The following is a 15,764-nucleotide window of genomic DNA, read 5'->3' as shown; positions in this document are numbered from 1 at the left end:
GCGCGGCCAGATGCTGCAAGAGCGCAGACGAAAAAAGGGGCCGCAAATTGCGGCCCCAATCTGGGATCAGCCTTGTGTCGCGATTACTTGATGCGCTGGCCGTTTGCCTTGATCTGACCGTCTTCGGTAACTTCGATCTTGGAGGTCAGCGTATCCTCGCCATCGCCCGGAACTGCCAGCATGCCCATCATCATGCGCGCGCCCATGGCGTCGCTGTCCGACACCAGACCCATGCCGATCAGCTTGTCCAGCAGGGTGTTGGCGCCCGCGAGGGTCAGATTTGCCTCACCGGAGGGCGCCGGCATGCCGTCGAAGGTGCTCAGATCGTCATTGTTGAAGGCAAAATCACCGGTACCGGTCAGCTTTGCCCCGGCGGCGGAGATTTCAAGCGAATTCACGGTCAGCGCGTGCAGCTCACCCGGTGCCTGTTCGCCGTTCTCCACCTCTGCCATGGCTTCGGGGTCAAAGAAGTCGAAGGCCAGCTTTGCCTTGCCTGCCAGATCCAGTGCGATTGTGGCCGGATCGTGGGGCAGGGCGCCAGTTGGATCCACCATACCCCAGAGCATTTCCGGCACATCAAAGTCGCGCAGAACGAGGCCGAGGGCAAAGTCCTGTTCCTCGTCGGATTTGGCAACAGGCATGGTCAGCTTGAAACCGGCCTCAGCCATCGACAGCGCAAGCGGGAACGGCAGGTCAGAACTGGTGATGTTGGTTTCCGTCCGGTTCTGTTTCACGTCATAGGTCAGCCCATCAAGGCCCATGTCAAAGGCGATTTTTCCGCCTTCAGAAGTGCTTTCCAACGCAAATGTATCCGCGCCATCCTGACCATTGATTGCGCTGTTGCCACTGGCAAAGTCAAATGTGCCTTCCGCGCTGAAACCGCCGCGCAGCAGTGCCGCCATGTCGGTGCTTTCCAACCCGTTAGGAATAGTTGTGATGCCGGTGAAGTTCACCCCCTGCATCGCCCCCTTGAAGGCACCGGTGCCTCCGTCTTTAGGGACGTGGATCGAGGCGTCAAAATTCAGTGTTTCACTGGTCATTGTCTGGTTGTAGGTGCGGCTATCTGCATTTGACATGATGGTCTTGGTGACCACATCCGTCAGTGTCATGCTGACTTTGATCGCGTCTTTCGGAACGTCGGTGTCTGGTACCGTCAGATCCTTCAGCGCGATTTTCATCAGGCCGCTGGCGTAATCATAGGTCATTTCATCCGCGTCGCCGGAGACAAGCATCGGGCTGCCATCGTGGGAATACAGAACGGTGCCGCTTACGAGGCCTTCGGGACCATCAATTTTGAACATGATCGGCATTTCAGGAGGCAGCATGATGTTGACAGTGCCATCGCCATTCTCGACAAATTTGATGTCAGGCAGGGTAAATGTGCCGCTGGTATCTTCCTCCATGACAGGTATGGCCATAGAGATATCCGAGATGGTGAGGGTATCGCCGGACATGGTCTCGGTGCCGTTCACGGTGTAACCGGTGGCGGTCATGTAGGACTTCCAGTCTGACCAGACGTCTTTTGCCGTTACATCTGCCAGGGCCGCCTGGGCAGAAAACGCCATAACAATCGCAACACCGCTGCTGCGGGCGAGGAAAACGGACATAAGTATACCTTTCGTGGTCTATTTTGCGCCATGGTTGGCCGGAGGAGGTACCGGGTCAAGGGGGTATCGCTCTGGACCGTTCCCCCTAACCAGTCTACCACATTTCAAAACAGGGACTTGGAGATTAATACTATGGAGATCAAGGGCAAGACAGTTGTGATAACCGGTGCAAGCCGGGGGATCGGGGCCGATGCGGCCCGCGTGTTTGCTGCTGCCGGGGCCAATCTGGCCTTGCTGGCAAGGAGCGAGGAGAGCTTGACCGCGCTTGCCAAGGAGATCGGCGGAAACGTGCTGACCTTTGCCTGTGATGTGGCGGACTATCCGGCTGTCGCGGCGGCCGTTGCCAAAACCGAGGCGCAGTTCGGGCGGATCGATGTGCTGATCAATAACGCGGGTGTGGTTGACCCCATTGCCCGGCTTGAGGCGGCTGATCCTGCGGACTGGGCACAGCTGATCGATATCAATGTGTGCGGGGTATTCAACGGAATGCGGGCAGTTTTGCCCGGGATGAAGGCTGCCGGCAGCGGCACTGTACTGACCGTCAGTTCAGGGGCTGCGCATAATCCCGTCGAAGGCTGGAGCGCCTATTGCTCTTCCAAGGCCGCCGCGGCGATGCTGACCCGTAGCCTGCACCATGAAGAAGGGGCCAATGGCATCCGCGCCATGGGGCTGTCGCCGGGCACCGTTGCGACGGAAATGCAGCGTGTGATCAAGGCCAGCGGCGTCAATCCGGTCAGCCAGCTGGAATGGTCTGATCATATCCCGGCAGAGTGGCCGGCGCGCGCCCTTCTGTGGATGTGTACTGAGGCGGCAGACGATCTGGTCGGCACCGAAATCTCGCTACGGGATGAGGGCATCCGCAGGCAGGTCGGCCTGATATGATCGACCTTGATATCGCCGAAAACGGGTTGTGGACGGTGACACTGAACCGGTCTGACAAGGCAAATGCGCTGACTACGGCGATGCTGGAACAGCTCTGTGATATTGCAGAGCGCGCACAAGAGGCTCGCGGATTGATCATCACCGGGGCTGGCCGTGTCTTCAGCGCTGGGGCGGATCTGGATGCGGCGCGAGCCGGGCTGGCGACGTCCCCCCTGTGGGAGCAGCTATCGGGTGCTATCGCGGGTCTGCCCTGTCTGACGGTGGCGGCGCTCAATGGTACTTTGGCGGGTGGAGCGAACGGCATGGCGCTGGCGTGCGATTTGCGTATCGCCGTACCAACGGCCAAGGTGTTTTACCCGGTGATGAAGCTTGGCTATCGTCCGCAACCCTCTGATGCGCGGCGGATGGCAGCGCTGATCGGTCCTGCGCGTACGAAGATGATTCTGGCGGCTGGACAGAAAATCACCGCTGAGGAGGCGCATATCTTCGGATTGATTGATCGTATTGTCGCGGCTGGCGATCTGATGACGACGGCGCAGGACCTGATGGCGGATAGCCTCGCGGCGGAGGTGGAGATGGCGCAGGCAATTCTGGCGGATTGCACCCGCGTATAGCGCCCGGCGCTTCAGCGATTGCGCCGTCCACCGGGTACGCGCGACTGGAAGGAGGGCGGGCGTTTTTGTACCCAAGCGATGAATTTCGCCAATCTCGGATGCTGGCGCAGGGCTTCAATGGTATTGAAAGACCGCGCCAGTTCCGCCTCGCTGAGAGCTGCATGGATTTCTTTGTGGCAGATATGGTGCAGTAGCACCGTCGGTCCGCCCTTGCCGCCCTTCAGTTTGGGGATCAGGTGATGCAGGCTTTGAGCGACGTCCGTAGGGAGAGGCCGTTGGCACAGAGGGCATATCGGATCGACATCGGCAGACGGTGACATTGGCGCAGTCTCTCAGTATGGCTGTTTCAACCGTAAGACATGCGCTGGCGGTTGCGATCGGCAAGGATAAGTACGTAAGGAACTGTCAATTTGACACATCAACGGGACAGCTGGGACGCAGTGGTCGTGGGCGCCGGACCTGCTGGTCTGCGGGCCGCTGAAGAACTGGGGGCGGCCGGTCGCCGCGTGCTGGTTGTTGATGCGAAGCCGTCCGTTGCACGAAAGTTTCTGATGGCTGGGAAATCCGGTCTGAACCTGACGAAGGATGAGGCGCGCGAGATCTTGCTTAGCCACTACGGCGAGGCTGCGGACTGGCTGGCGCCGATGATTGCAGACTGCGACGCGGCAGAGGTGATGGCTTGGGCGACAGGACTGGGCAGCACCCTGTTCACGGGCACCACAGCACGGGTTTTCCCCCGCGAAATGAAGGCTTCGCCGCTGTTGCGGGCATGGCTGGCCCGTCTGGATGGCTACGGTGTTGAACGGCGCACCCGCTGGCGCTGGCAGGGCTGGAATGGCGACGCCTTGCAGTTTGAAACCCCGGATGGTCCCCGTGTGATCAAAACGGGAGCCACAGTGTTGGCAATGGGCGGTGCCAGCTGGGCGCGGCTCGGCTCTGACGGGCTATGGGCTGCAACTCTGGCAGGGGAGAATGTGCCACTGGCGGCGTTTCAACCTGCCAATGCAGGATTGCTCGTCCACTGGTCCGATCACATGGCACCTCATTTCGGGGCACCGCTGAAGGGGATTGCCCTGCACGCAGGATCAACCCGGTCGCGGGGCGAGGCGGTCATTTCCAGGCAGGGCCTGGAAGGGGGCGGTGTTTATATGATCTGTGCTGCAGTGCGTGAGGGGGCGGAGCTATACATGGATCTGTTGCCGGATCTGTCGCAGGAGCAGGTTGCCGCGCGTCTGGCGCGCCCACGGGGGAAGTCCAGCCTCTCGACCCATCTGCGAAAGGTGACAAAATTGACACCTCCGCGCCTGGCGAGCCTACAGGAATTTGCCCGACCGCTTCCGGCTGAACCTGCGGCGCTGGCCCAGTTGTTGAAGGCAGTGCCGATCCGGCATCAGGGGCTGCGGCCGCTGGATGAAGCGATTTCCACCGCCGGAGGTGTCCTGGCAGAGGCGGTTGATGGCGGACTAATGCTGCACAGACGCCCCGGCGTATTCTGCGCCGGAGAAATGCTGGACTGGGAAGCGCCGACCGGTGGATATTTGCTGACCGCATGCCTTGCGACAGGGCGCTGGGCGGGGCGGTCAGCAGTCCGATATCTGGCGGGTGACTATGTGATCGAGGCCGCTACTGCCTGAAACGCGGGACGCGCGCGCATCCGCTTACTATAGGCCAGCATGGCCTCGCTCTCGATCGGGAACTTGGCGCTATAGGCCCAGTTCAGGCAATGGGTGCAGATGATATCGGGAATGGTGAACTCTTCCCCCATCAGAAACGGGCCTGTCATGCAGGTTTCCAACTGCGCCAGATTGCGGGAAAACTCCCACTTCAGGCTGTCTTTCACCTCGGGCACGCGCTTATCTTCGGGCAGGATGAAACTGTGCCGTGCGCCAGTCCACAACACCGCGTCCAGCTCATCCAGTAGACGATTCGTCATCGCGTCCTGTTTTGCACGGGCGATGGTGCCCGTGGGGGCGGTCAGCTTGCCATGTTTATCTGCAAGATAGGTGATGATGGCGGTCGAATCGGTGATCACCTCCTCACCATCCTTGAACACTGGGACCTTACCCGAGGCGTTGAGGGCGACGACGTCTTCGCTCTGCGGCAGGGCAGGGTTCAGCTCATAGGATTGGCCCAGCTCCTCAAGCGCCCAAAGAACACGATAGCTGCGCGTCAGTTGCTTGCCGATAACGGTGTACATTGTGAAATCTCCCTGCGGTTTGTGCCCGGAACGGAACCGGGTTCCCGCTGTGGGGTCAAGCCATGCTCAAGCAGCCGTGATAGGAACGCCGCGTTCTTAGTCTGAAGTGATGATTGTCTCAGCCCACCCGACTGAGGCGGGCCAGTTGGATCAACGCCCGTTCCATCAGAGCAAGCGCCGGAGCGGTTTGCCCTGCCGAGCGCAGCTGAAGATCGGTGTCCGTCAGCAAGGTGAGCGCGGTTTCAAGCTTGAACGCCCCCCAGCTTTGAGCCTGCCGCAGCAGCCTGTCACGGCGTTTGCCGTAGGCCGGCGGGCGTAGCCGCCCGATACCCTGCGCCGGACCGCCGGGATCAGAGGCAATGGTGTAAAGCGTGCGAAAATGGCGGGTTGCCCCGATACAGAGGGTCACCGCATTGGTGCCCTGCGCCTGCAACCGCCCCATCAGCGGGCCGATTTCTGCGCCGCGCCCCTCGGCCACGATATTGAGCATGTCGTCGACTGCCGCTTCGGTCGATTGCGGGGCGATGGCCTGAATATCGTCAAGCGTCAGCGGGGTGCTGTCATCGTATTTGTACAGCGCCAGTTTCTCCACCATGCGGGAAAAATCACCGGGACCGATCTCATTGGCGATATCAACCAGCGCAGACATGCTGTCCCCTGGCACATCACGAATACGGGCGTCGCCCAGAATACGCTCGATTTCACCGCGTGACGGAGGATCGTCATAGATGCCGGTTGCATAGGCATTGCGGTGCCCCTCAAACGCCTTGCGCAGCTTCGAGGTGGCTTTCAATTGCCCGGCTGTCACAATGATCTGCGCATCACCTTGCTGCCAGGCCTCAAGCGCGGCGATCACGGCAGGGGCGGCGGTATCATTGGCGTCTTCGACAAACACTGCACGGATACCGGGGAAAAAGCCAACCGCCTTCATCGCATCCATCAGCAACGCCGGGTCCTTGCGCAGATCCGCTGCGGGCATCCGGGTCAGGCGCATCTCTTCTTCGGCGGTGGGGCCAAGCAGCGCCGCCAGCATTTGCTGACGTTTCAGCGAGACGCGCATAGCGTCGGGGCCGTAGATCAAAAGGCCTGTCTTGCTCGGATCCGGTTTGGCAAAATAGCCGTCCGCCTCGCGCGGGCTTAGTTTCATTTGGCGGCAACCGCAGGCTGTTCGCTGCTGGAAGTGGCAAGGTCCGCAGTGCTCAGCAGTTCAGTGGTGATTTGATCTGCAAGGATAACCATCAGGCGTCGATGGGCATCACGTTCCCCGGCGAGCGTTTCAACCGTGGTGCCTGTGGCGGAATAACCGGTGAAATTCTCCACATCGCCACTGGCGACAATGGCACCATCGGATTGCCGGGTCAGCACATAGGCGGCCTGCCCTACGATCGAATAGCGCGTGATTTCATTGTCGGCGGTAATGGCCTGCCCTTCGCTTTGGGTGCGCAGCTTCAGATCCAGGGCATAGTCAGCACCACCCCCGCGACCCAGCCGGGTTTCAAGGTTCTGAACCAGAAAATAGGCATCGGTATCATCGGTTGCCCCGATCGTTTCCGGGGCCTGAACCGTCACCACGCCATAAAGCGCGGACCCGGTGCCCCCCGGTGCATAGACGGGGGTGAAGCCGCAAGCCGCCACCAGAAAGGCAGCGGCCAATGCGGCCGGATATTTCAGGTTAAGCCACGACATTCACAATCCGACCCGGCACAACGATCACCTTTTTCGGGGCGCTGCCATTCAGCGCCTTTTGCACAGCTTCGTGTGCGAGGGCGAGTTTTTCAACCTCATCCTTGGCCAGATCTTTGGCCACGGTGATTTCGCCCCGGCGTTTGCCGTTGATTTGGATCGGCAGGGTCACGCTGTCTTCAACCAGCATCGAATCGTCTGCCACCGGCCAGGGGGCCGTCGCGCAGAGGCCTTCGCCGCCTTGATGGCTCCAGATATCCTCCGCAAGATGCGGTGTCATTGGCGACATCAGCTGCGCCAGTGTCATGATTGCCTGTTTCTGAGCAGCGGTGCCGGCCTTCGATTTCGCCAGCGTGTTGGTAAAGCTGTAGAGCTTGGCAATTGCGGCATTGAAACCAAAGGTTTCGATGCTGAGGGTGACATCGCGGATCGCCTTGTGCATTTCGCGCAGCAGATCCTCGTCACCGTTGCCGCTGGCGCCGGCGTCCATATCACCAATGCGATCACAGAGGTTCCAGACGCGGTTCAGGTGCTTATGCGCAGCCTCAGCCCCGGAAGCCGTCCATTCCACATCTCGTTCCGGCGGCGAATCGGAGAGCACGAACCAGCGTGCCGTATCCGCGCCGTAGGAGGAGATGATGTGGAGCGGATCGACGACGTTGTTTTTCGACTTCGACATCTTGGCCGAGGGGATGACCTTGACCGCTTCACCGGTCTCTTTGACTACGGTTGCCCCGTCCCGCTCTTCGATTTCCTCGGGGTAGTGATAGATGGGGCGGTCGTTTTCGGTGCGACGCTCTGCGTTCTCATAGATCGCGTGGGTCACCATACCTTGGGTGAACAGCGCATCAAACGGCTCTATGGCCTTCTCCGGCAGGTGGCCGCAGATCTGCATCGCGCGGGCGAAGAAGCGCGAATAGAGCAAGTGCAGAATCGCATGTTCGACACCGCCGATATACTGATCGACGTTCATCCAGTATTCGGCGTCTTCCATCCGGGTCGGCGTATCCGCATCTGGCGCGGTGAAGCGGGCGAAATACCACGACGAATCGACGAATGTGTCCATCGTATCGGTTTCGCGCTGTGCAGGCTTGCCGCAGGCAGGGCAGGCGCAGTTGCGCCAGCTGGGATGACGATCCAGCGGATTGCCGGGAACGGAGAAGTCGATCGCCTTGCCATCCTCGTCGTAGGGCAGTGCGATTGGCAGGTTTTCTTTTTTCTCGGGCACCACGCCGCAATCCGGGCAATGCACCACCGGAATCGGGCAACCCCAGTAGCGCTGTCGGGACAGACCCCAGTCGCGCAGGCGGAATTTGGTCACGCCTTCGCCCCAGCCTTCTGCTTCCGCCTTGTCGACGGCTGCGTTTACAGCCTCTTCGCCGGTTTGTTCGTCGTTACCAGCGAATCCCTTGATGTAGCGGACTTTCTCCGCCTTGGTCGGGACATAAGCCTCAGTCAGAGGGGAGCTGTCCTCAGGGTTCTCAAACACTGGGATGATCGGCAGATCGTATTTGGTCGCGAACTCATAGTCGCGCTGGTCATGCGCCGGGCAGGCAAAGATCGCGCCGGTGCCGTAATCCATCAGGATGAAGTTGGCGATCCAGACCGGCAGCTCCCAGTCCGGGTTCAGCGGATGTTTGACGCGGATGCCGGTGTCATAACCCAGCTTTTCGGCGGTCTCGATGGCCTCTTCGGTGGTGCCGCCTTTACGGCACTCGGCAACAAATGCTGCCACCTCTTCCGATTCGGCTTCCAAGGCCTTGGCAATCGGGTGGTCGGGCGAGATGCCGACAAAGGACGCACCGTTCAGCGTGTCCGGACGGGTTGTATAGACCTCAATCGGGTCACCACCGTCGGTGCGGGCAAAGCTGAACTGGAGGCCGCGGGATTTGCCGATCCAGTTTTCCTGCATCAGGCGCACCTTGGCGGGCCAGTTCTCCAGCGTGTCCAGTGCGGTCAGCAGCTCATCCGAATAGTCGGAGATCTTGAAAAACCACTGTGTCAGCTCGCGCCGTTCGACAAGCGCGCCGGAGCGCCAGCCGCGACCGCCTTCGACCTGTTCGTTTGCCAGCACGGTCATGTCGACCGGATCCCAGTTCACCACAGCGTTCTTGCGGTAGACCAAACCTTTTTCAAGGAAGTCGAGGAACAGCGCCTGTTGCTGGCCGTAGTACGATTCGTCACAGGTGGCGAACATCCGCGACCAGTCCAGCGACAATCCCAGCGGTTTCATCTGCTCGACCATCGTGTCGATATTCGCGTAGGTCCAGTCCTTGGGGTGGCCGCTGCTCGCCATTGCGGCGTTTTCAGCGGGCATACCAAAGGCATCAAACCCCATCGGGTGCAGAACGCTATGCCCGGTTGAGAGCTTGTAGCGCGCGATCACATCGCCCATCGTGTAGTTGCGCACATGCCCCATATGCAGCTTGCCCGACGGGTAGGGGAACATCTCCAGCACATAGTACTTTGGCTTGTCGGCAGAGCGTTTTGCCTGAAAAATCCCGGCCTTCTCCCAGGCCTCCTGCCAGCGCGCTTCGATTTCCGGGGCAACATAACGGGGCATCAGAGCAGTCCTTCGTAGATAAAAACGCCAGGTTTGGGGCCTGGCGCTTGTGATAGTGATGTTTGCCCGCCTGTTCCAGAGGGCAGAATGAGGGGATGCGTCGCGTCAGAGTCTGCGATCAGCAATCCGAAGCTGCCGCGCCCGTGAGAGAATCGCATCCTCAATCGCGCGTGCGGTGCTGGCGCTGACGGGACCGTTGCGGGTCTGCAGCGAGACATTCAGCGAGCGGGCGTCCAGTGCCGGGTCCTTGATATGCACTGTGGCGCGATAGGCGCGCCCGCCACCCGGAGGCGTGCCGTAGCCGGTGACGATGACCCCGGTGTAGGGTTCAACGGTCTGCAACGGCAGGAAATCCAGCACATCCAAAGTCGCCGTCCAAAGGTAACGGTTCACCTGAACGATCTGCTCCGCCTTTGTCGGTTTGAAGGCATCCCAGATTGTTGTGCCTTCGATGTTCTCTGGGTCTCGTGGGTTGCCGCCAATGACATTCTCATTGTAGGTCGACGGGCCGCCGCGGTTCTTGCCGCCGAATGCGCCACAGCTGGCTGTGACAGCCAGAAGCGAGATGAGTCCAAGTTTCGTAAGCCAGCGCATGATGGGCAAGATCCGTTGCTATTCCGGTTGCGGACTAGTCCTAGCCAAGCGATAGGGCGGCAACAAGCCTATTCTTTAATAGACTCTCTCTGTGCGAAGCCGTTGATGCCGCTGGGGTTAAGATACTGTGACATGGTTGCATCAACTTCGGGCCGAAAGGTTTTGCGGTCTGCGCCCAAGCTTGCGCAACGACCCCAAAAAGAGCGAAACGGAGGGCGTACTCAGACTTGTGCCACTCAGCGCCTGTTTGAGCTTGGACATTTAAACCCGAGGGAAAAACATGAAAAAGATTCTCTTCGCTTCGACTGCGCTGGTCGCCACCGCTGGTGTTGCAGCAGCAGACGTTTCGTTCGGTGGCTACGGCCGCTTTGGTGTTGGTTACGTTGAAGACCGCACCGTTGGTGGTACTTCCGACACCGTGATCGTCAGCCGTTTCCGTATGAACATCGACGCATCCGCTGAAACCGACGCAGGCGTGAAGTTCTCCGCTCGCGTTCGTATGCAGGCTGACGAAGATGCCGCTTCCGGCGAAGCAAACGCAGCTGGCCTGAACGGCGCGCGTTTCTCGGTTGAGTATGGCGGTCTGCGTGTTGACGTAGGCAACGTTGCTGGCGCAATCGACAACCTGCCCAACTACTACGGCAACGAGCCGGGCCTGGAAACATTCATGGGCCAGTACTCCGGTGCTGACTATGACTTCATCGGTTACTCCTCCGGTGGCGCAGGCGTAAACGGCGTATACGCACGTTACGCTGTTGGTGACTTCGCTGTTGCAGCTGCTTACGACCAGGCAGCGAACGGTGGCGACGGCGACCGTTTCGACATCCACGCTGCTTACACCTTTGGCAACATCACTGCCGCTCTGGCATATGGTGAAACCGACAACGGTGCAGCTGCAGACTTCGACATGACTGTCCTGACCCTCGGCGGTTCCTGGGGTGCATTCTCCGGTACCCTGATCGTTGGTGACGAATCTGTTGCAGCAGTCAACGAATCCGACACCTTCTACGGTATCTCCGCTGCTTACGACGTAAGCTCCGCAACCACCCTGACCTTCGCTTACGGCGACGGCTCCGGCGACGGCGACACCCGCAACATCGGTCTGGGCGTGATCCACGACCTGGGCGGCGGCGTCTCCCTGCGTGGCGGTATCGGCGAAAGCAAAACCGGCAACGCCGACGGCCAGATGCGTGCCGACTTCGGTGCTCAGTTCAGCTTCTAAGCTGACCTGAACCACTACGGTTCTTGGGGCGGGCTCTTACGAGCTCGCCCTTTTCTTTTGGGCAGAAACCGTGTTTGTCTGCGGCAACAGATGACCACAGTGAGACTGCCCCATGTCGCTTCAGGACATTCAAACCCGCATTCGTTCCGCCGAAGAAAACGCCAATCGCCCCACAGGATCGGTGCAGTTGATTGCCGTATCAAAAGTTCAGCCCGATGACCGGGTTGAGGCCGTTCTGAACGAAGGGCATCGCTGTTTTGGCGAGAATCGCGTGCAGGAGGCTGCCGGAAAGTGGCCGGATTTTTCGGCCCGCTACTCAGACCTAGATCTGCATCTTATCGGACCCCTGCAAACGAACAAGGCGCGGCAGGCGATGGAACTGTTTCAGAATATTCACACTGTGGATCGGCCGAAATTGGCAAAAACTCTCGCCCGATTGGCACAGGAGTTGGGTCACTGCCCCAAGTTATTTGTTCAGGTGAACACCGGAGAAGAGCCACAAAAGGCGGGTATCCCGCCGCGTGAGGCGGATGCCTTTATCCGCGAGTGTCAGGACATGGATCTCATCGTGGAAGGTCTCATGTGCATTCCACCCGCTGATGAAGAGCCAAGCCTGCATTTTTCCCTATTGGGTAAAATTGCGGCCCGAAACGGTCTGAGTGGTCTGTCGATGGGCATGAGCGGTGACTTCGAAACCGCTATAGCCCTGGGCGCGACTCATGTTCGGGTTGGATCCGCTATTTTTGGGGCCCGCGCCTACGAGATCTAGGGGCTGGCATGCCAACTCGAAGCCGTGTCACTGTGCCAGCGGCGGCACGATAAGGCGCGTTCCGGGGGCAATCTGTCTGGCCAGCCAGTGCAGGTTTCTTCGTGAGAAGGCGATACACCCCTCGGTCGGATATCCGGGGCGGCGCCATTGGTGCAGAAAAATTGCCGATCCGCGTCCCGGTTCGGCATCTGGCCAGTTCCAATCCGTCACTAGGATCAGATCATACAGCGGGTCGGCCCGCCTCAGAGCTTCGTGGCTGTCGGCGTATGGCGCGCGGACGTGGCGGTTGTAGTCAACCGCACCGGGAGCGTCGGACCACAGATCACCAGGTCCGATCGGTTCCGCCCAGTCTGTCGGCTGGGTCATACGGTCAGGTCGGTAGAGCATTCCCACGATCTCATGGCTGCCGATAGGGGTCGCCCCGTCGCCCTCCGCTTTGTTGCGGGTCAGCCCGCCGCGCCCAATCGTGCAGGGCAGGAGGCGCCCGGCAAAGCGCAGCCCCTGCCGTGTGAGCACCATGTCCATCGGCCCCAAAGCACGCGCCATCGAGGGTCTCACAGCATGTGACCTGACTTGGCGGCTTTGGTTGCGAGATAGCCTCGGTTGAATGCGGTCTCCCCAACCTTAAGCGGAACCCGCTCCGCAACGGTGATGCCGGTTTTCTCCATCATAGAAATTTTGTTCGGGTTATTTGTCAGCAGTCGCACCGATGAAAACCCCAACTCCTTGAGGATGGCAGAGCCCAGGCGAAAATCCCGTTCATCGTCCTCGAACCCCAGGCGGTGGTTGGCCTCAACAGTGTCAAACCCCTGATCCTGCAGGGAATAGGCACGCATCTTGTTGGCCAGACCTATCCCGCGTCCTTCTTGGTTGAGGTAGAGCAGAACACCCTGGCCTTCGGCACCCATTTGCGCCAGTGCCCCATGAAGCTGCGGACCGCAGTCGCATTTCAGCGACCCTAGAACATCGCCGGTAAAACAAGCCGAGTGCAGCCGGGCCAGAACTGGCTGGCTGCGGTCAGGTTTGCCGATCTCGATGGCGTAGTGTTCCTCGGCGCCATCTTCAGGGCGAAAGATATGCAGTCGGCCAGCTTCGGCGGCGGCAATCGGCAGGCGGGCGGCGGCCACCGGGTGGAGGGGCGAGCTTTCGACCATCAGCGGTGCAACAGCGGCGAGTGGCAGGGTTGTCAATCCGTGACTTTGGGCGAACTGTGCCGGATGCTGCACTGGGCAGATTACTGCCGTAGGTAAGAGCCGGGCTGATTTCGTCAAAGCAATGGCCAGACGGTGGAGTTCTGCGTCGCCGTCTCTGACGCTTCGCAGTGGCCCCTTCATCGGTGTACGCAGGTCGTCAGCCGGATCGGCAACTGCTTGAATCCAGCTAAGATCAGCGGATGATGGAACCGCAATACGGGCGATATCCCCATCGTAGACCCGAGCCTTCAGTGTTTCAGCGCGCCGGGCTGTCACTGTCAGTGCAATAGGACCGAGCGCCCGCAAGCTGGCAAGACGTTTGGTGTCCAACGGCTCCACCGCGAGGGCCAGAATCGCCTGATCCGGGGTTGTCAGAACCACCGGCAGCCCCATCCGCAAATCTACCCGCGCGCGGGCCAGAAGATCGATCATCGTGGGCATCAGACTCATGCGGGAATCCTGTGAGGTCGTTGACGTCTTGGGGCGCTGCACCATTGCGGTGGCCCGCCTTTAAGTAGTCACAAACGATGCGAAAGTGAAACAATTCCCGCCTGATGGACACGTCGGCGTGAAAGCTTTGCAGCATAACTTGTGATCGGGGAATGGACTGCGCATGTGTTGGGAGTAGCACAGGAGGACAAGGTGATGGCCCAACTGAAGAAAATACTGCTCGTCGACGATGACGAGGATCTGCGCGAAGCCTTGAGCGAACAGTTGGTCATGACCGAGGACTTCGATGTCTTTGAGGCTGAGAACGGTCAGAACGCGATGGAGCGCGCGAAAGAGGCGCTTTACGATCTGGTCATTCTGGATGTTGGCTTGCCGGATACGGATGGGCGGGAGCTTTGCCGTCTGATGCGCAAGCAGGGCGTGAAGGCCCCGATCCTGATGCTGACAGGCCACGACAGCGATGCAGACACCATTCTTGGTTTGGATGCGGGCGCGAATGACTATGTCACGAAACCGTTCAAATTTCCGGTGCTGCTTGCGCGGATTCGTGCCCAGTTGCGCCAGCATGAGCAGTCCGAAGATGCCGTATTCGCGCTTGGCCCTTATACGTTCAAACCTGCGATGAAGCTGCTTTTGACCGAGGATGAGCGCAAGATCCGTCTGACGGAAAAGGAAACCAATATCCTGAAATTCCTCTACCGCTCTAACGAAGGAGTGGTGCAGCGCGATGTGCTGCTGCACGAGGTCTGGGGCTATAATGCAGGGGTGACGACCCACACGCTTGAGACCCATATTTATCGTCTTCGCCAGAAAATTGAACCAGATCCGTCGAATGCACGTATACTGGTTACTGAGTCGGGTGGCTACAAACTGGCAATCTGACATGTCAGCGCCATAGAATCGCCAAGTCGCGTGACTATGCTGATGATTGAGACAGGCGCCTTAGGCGCTGATGAGAGTTCCCGTGCATGTCCGGGTAATGACATGTTCCTCCCTGTTGGACTGCCGGGCCATTGTGCCCGGCCTTTTTTTATCTGTTTGGCGCTGGCAGGGCGTGCGCGCCGATTGAGCGGCCTCTTGCAGGCATTTGGCCACTGGTATCACCGCGTCGGAGCGGGCAGTATCCCGCCCACAGCACAGATCTGACAGAAAGAGGCGCGCAATGTCGTTTACCCTAGCCACCTGGAACATCAATTCGGTTCGCCTGCGGGAGCCGATTGTCTGCAAGCTGTTGGCGGATGAAGGTCCGGATGTGCTGTGCTTGCAGGAATGCAAAAGCCCGGTGGACAAGATCCCGATGGAGCAGTTTGCCGAGCTTGGCTACGGCCACATGGTTGCGCGCGGCCAGAAGGGTTACAACGGTGTGGCAATTCTGTCCCGACTGCCGATCGAGGATGTTGGCGACAAAGATTTTGCAGGCTTAGGTCATGCACGCCACATCGCGGGGCGGTTGGAAAACGGGGTGACGATCCACAATTTCTATGTGCCTGCCGGCGGCGACGTGCCGGACCGCGCGGTGAATGAGAAATTCGGTCAGAAGTTGGATTACCTCACCGATATGCGCGACTGGTTCAACGCCGAACGACCCGAGAAATCCATTCTGGTTGGTGACCTCAATATTGCGCCGCGCGAGGATGATGTCTGGGACCACAAGAAGCTGCTGAAGGTGGTGAGCCACACCCCGATTGAGGTCGAACATTTCGCAGATGTCATGGACGCAGGTGGCTGGTCCGATGTCACGCGCAACGATATTCCTGACGGGCAGCTCTACAGCTGGTGGAGCTACCGCGCCAAGGACTGGGATGCGGCGGACAAGGGACGCCGACTGGATCATGTCTGGGCGACCCCGGATATCAAGAACGCTGCCCATTCCAGCCGGGTGATGCGTGATGCCCGTGGTTGGGAGAAGCCCAGTGATCACGCGCCGGTTTTCGCAACATTTGACCTCTGATCGGTGTCGGGCAATGTCGTCAATGCCACTCTAGCCATA

At 59.5% G+C, this 15,764-nt stretch carries 16 protein-coding genes; 7 read left to right on the top strand and 9 right to left on the bottom strand.

From position 1 onward, the window contains the following. Window positions 1-83: 83 nt before the first annotated feature. Entirely contained in the window at window positions 84-1,607 is a 1,524-nt protein-coding gene (locus tag D1820_RS11520) for a DUF2125 domain-containing protein (protein WP_118069123.1), read from the bottom strand. Window positions 1,608-1,739: 132 nt separating this feature from the next. Between D1820_RS11520 and D1820_RS11515 the strand changes: the two genes are divergently transcribed. After that, window positions 1,740-2,489: an SDR family oxidoreductase gene (locus D1820_RS11515; RefSeq protein WP_118069121.1), complete on the top strand. Its 750-nt coding sequence runs from the start codon at window positions 1,740-1,742 to the stop codon at window positions 2,487-2,489. Next, window positions 2,486-3,103, top strand: a complete 618-nt coding sequence (locus D1820_RS11510; RefSeq protein ID WP_118069119.1) for an enoyl-CoA hydratase/isomerase family protein — start codon at window positions 2,486-2,488, stop codon at window positions 3,101-3,103. Before D1820_RS11515 ends, D1820_RS11510 begins: the two co-directional genes overlap by 4 nt. An 11-nt stretch (window positions 3,104-3,114) precedes the next feature. Here the strand turns inward: D1820_RS11510 and D1820_RS11505 are convergent, their stop codons facing one another. Further along, window positions 3,115-3,423 carry an HNH endonuclease gene (locus tag D1820_RS11505; protein ID WP_118069118.1) on the bottom strand — a complete coding sequence of 103 codons (309 nt, stop codon included), beginning with the start codon at window positions 3,421-3,423 and terminating at the stop codon, window positions 3,115-3,117. Window positions 3,424-3,513: 90 nt separating this feature from the next. On the opposite strand from D1820_RS11505, the gene D1820_RS11500 reads away from it, so the two are divergent. Beyond that, window positions 3,514-4,737, top strand: coding sequence for a TIGR03862 family flavoprotein (locus D1820_RS11500; protein ID WP_118069116.1), 1,224 nt, complete (start codon window positions 3,514-3,516; stop codon window positions 4,735-4,737). Here the strand turns inward: D1820_RS11500 and D1820_RS11495 are convergent. The 5 genes from D1820_RS11495 to D1820_RS11475 form a co-directional block, all read right to left on the bottom strand. Then, a complete protein-coding gene (locus tag D1820_RS11495) occupies window positions 4,710-5,300 on the bottom strand; it encodes a glutathione S-transferase family protein (protein ID WP_118069114.1) in 591 nt (196 codons plus the stop codon). The genes D1820_RS11500 and D1820_RS11495 overlap by 28 nt on opposite strands. Before the next feature lie 118 nt (window positions 5,301-5,418). Next, window positions 5,419-6,447, bottom strand: a complete 1,029-nt coding sequence (gene holA, locus D1820_RS11490) for a DNA polymerase III subunit delta (protein WP_118069112.1) — start codon at window positions 6,445-6,447, stop codon at window positions 5,419-5,421. Next, window positions 6,444-6,986 (bottom strand): LPS assembly lipoprotein LptE, encoded by a 543-nt coding sequence (gene lptE / locus D1820_RS11485; RefSeq protein WP_040170085.1) that lies wholly within the window; start codon window positions 6,984-6,986, stop codon window positions 6,444-6,446. Before lptE ends, holA begins: the two co-directional genes overlap by 4 nt. Continuing rightward, window positions 6,973-9,546, bottom strand: coding sequence for a leucine--tRNA ligase (leuS, locus tag D1820_RS11480; protein ID WP_118069111.1), 2,574 nt, complete (start codon window positions 9,544-9,546; stop codon window positions 6,973-6,975). The genes lptE and leuS overlap by 14 nt, the downstream gene beginning before the upstream one ends. A gap of 105 nt (window positions 9,547-9,651) precedes the next feature. Beyond that, the gene (locus tag D1820_RS11475; RefSeq protein ID WP_040170090.1) at window positions 9,652-10,140 is read right to left on the bottom strand and encodes a DUF3576 domain-containing protein; all 489 of its coding nucleotides are present in this window, start codon (window positions 10,138-10,140) and stop codon (window positions 9,652-9,654) included. Window positions 10,141-10,420: 280 nt separating this feature from the next. Here D1820_RS11475 and D1820_RS11470 point away from each other — a divergent pair, with 280 nt between their 5' ends. Next, a complete protein-coding gene (locus D1820_RS11470; protein ID WP_118069109.1) occupies window positions 10,421-11,362 on the top strand; it encodes a porin in 942 nt (313 codons plus the stop codon). A gap of 112 nt (window positions 11,363-11,474) precedes the next feature. After that, window positions 11,475-12,131: a YggS family pyridoxal phosphate-dependent enzyme gene (locus D1820_RS11465; protein WP_118069107.1), complete on the top strand. Its 657-nt coding sequence runs from the start codon at window positions 11,475-11,477 to the stop codon at window positions 12,129-12,131. A gap of 27 nt (window positions 12,132-12,158) precedes the next feature. Here the strand turns inward: D1820_RS11465 and D1820_RS11460 are convergent, their stop codons facing one another. Next, window positions 12,159-12,650 (bottom strand): L,D-transpeptidase, encoded by a 492-nt coding sequence (locus D1820_RS11460; RefSeq protein WP_118070165.1) that lies wholly within the window; start codon window positions 12,648-12,650, stop codon window positions 12,159-12,161. Window positions 12,651-12,685: 35 nt separating this feature from the next. Next, on the bottom strand, window positions 12,686-13,774 hold the full coding sequence (ribA, locus tag D1820_RS11455) for a GTP cyclohydrolase II (protein ID WP_118070163.1): 1,089 nt from the start codon (window positions 13,772-13,774) through the stop codon (window positions 12,686-12,688). Window positions 13,775-13,969: 195 nt separating this feature from the next. Here ribA and D1820_RS11450 point away from each other — a divergent pair, with 195 nt between their 5' ends. Together D1820_RS11450 and D1820_RS11445 are read left to right on the top strand one after the other, a co-directional pair. Then, window positions 13,970-14,656, top strand: a complete 687-nt coding sequence (locus tag D1820_RS11450) for a response regulator transcription factor (protein WP_024098715.1) — start codon at window positions 13,970-13,972, stop codon at window positions 14,654-14,656. Window positions 14,657-14,936: 280 nt separating this feature from the next. Further along, window positions 14,937-15,725 (top strand): exodeoxyribonuclease III, encoded by a 789-nt coding sequence (locus D1820_RS11445; protein ID WP_118069105.1) that lies wholly within the window; start codon window positions 14,937-14,939, stop codon window positions 15,723-15,725. Window positions 15,726-15,764: the final 39 nt, after the last annotated feature.

The sequence above is a fragment of the Phaeobacter sp. LSS9 genome, assembly GCF_003443595.1.
In the GTDB taxonomy this organism is placed as follows: Bacteria; Pseudomonadota; Alphaproteobacteria; order Rhodobacterales; family Rhodobacteraceae; genus Phaeobacter; species Phaeobacter piscinae.
This window is presented reverse-complemented; position numbering and strand designations above follow the sequence as displayed.

What these genes read in the sequence shown, in the direction of transcription:
- D1820_RS11460 (WP_118070165.1), bottom strand. Translation starts at nt 12,650, where the DNA reads ATGGTGCTCACACGGCAGGGGCTGCGCTTTGCCGGGCGCCTCCTGCCC.
- D1820_RS11470 (WP_118069109.1), top strand. Translation starts at nt 10,421, where the DNA reads ATGAAAAAGATTCTCTTCGCTTCGACTGCGCTGGTCGCCACCGCTGGT.
- D1820_RS11515 (WP_118069121.1), top strand. Translation starts at nt 1,740, where the DNA reads ATGGAGATCAAGGGCAAGACAGTTGTGATAACCGGTGCAAGCCGGGGG.
- lptE (WP_040170085.1), bottom strand. Translation starts at nt 6,986, where the DNA reads ATGTCGTGGCTTAACCTGAAATATCCGGCCGCATTGGCCGCTGCCTTT.
- D1820_RS11505 (WP_118069118.1), bottom strand. Translation starts at nt 3,423, where the DNA reads ATGTCACCGTCTGCCGATGTCGATCCGATATGCCCTCTGTGCCAACGG.
- D1820_RS11445 (WP_118069105.1), top strand. Translation starts at nt 14,937, where the DNA reads ATGTCGTTTACCCTAGCCACCTGGAACATCAATTCGGTTCGCCTGCGG.
- D1820_RS11495 (WP_118069114.1), bottom strand. Translation starts at nt 5,300, where the DNA reads ATGTACACCGTTATCGGCAAGCAACTGACGCGCAGCTATCGTGTTCTT.
- leuS (WP_118069111.1), bottom strand. Translation starts at nt 9,546, where the DNA reads ATGCCCCGTTATGTTGCCCCGGAAATCGAAGCGCGCTGGCAGGAGGCC.
- D1820_RS11450 (WP_024098715.1), top strand. Translation starts at nt 13,970, where the DNA reads ATGGCCCAACTGAAGAAAATACTGCTCGTCGACGATGACGAGGATCTG.
- D1820_RS11475 (WP_040170090.1), bottom strand. Translation starts at nt 10,140, where the DNA reads ATGCGCTGGCTTACGAAACTTGGACTCATCTCGCTTCTGGCTGTCACA.
- D1820_RS11510 (WP_118069119.1), top strand. Translation starts at nt 2,486, where the DNA reads ATGATCGACCTTGATATCGCCGAAAACGGGTTGTGGACGGTGACACTG.
- D1820_RS11520 (WP_118069123.1), bottom strand. Translation starts at nt 1,607, where the DNA reads ATGTCCGTTTTCCTCGCCCGCAGCAGCGGTGTTGCGATTGTTATGGCG.
- D1820_RS11465 (WP_118069107.1), top strand. Translation starts at nt 11,475, where the DNA reads ATGTCGCTTCAGGACATTCAAACCCGCATTCGTTCCGCCGAAGAAAAC.
- holA (WP_118069112.1), bottom strand. Translation starts at nt 6,447, where the DNA reads ATGAAACTAAGCCCGCGCGAGGCGGACGGCTATTTTGCCAAACCGGAT.
- ribA (WP_118070163.1), bottom strand. Translation starts at nt 13,774, where the DNA reads ATGAGTCTGATGCCCACGATGATCGATCTTCTGGCCCGCGCGCGGGTA.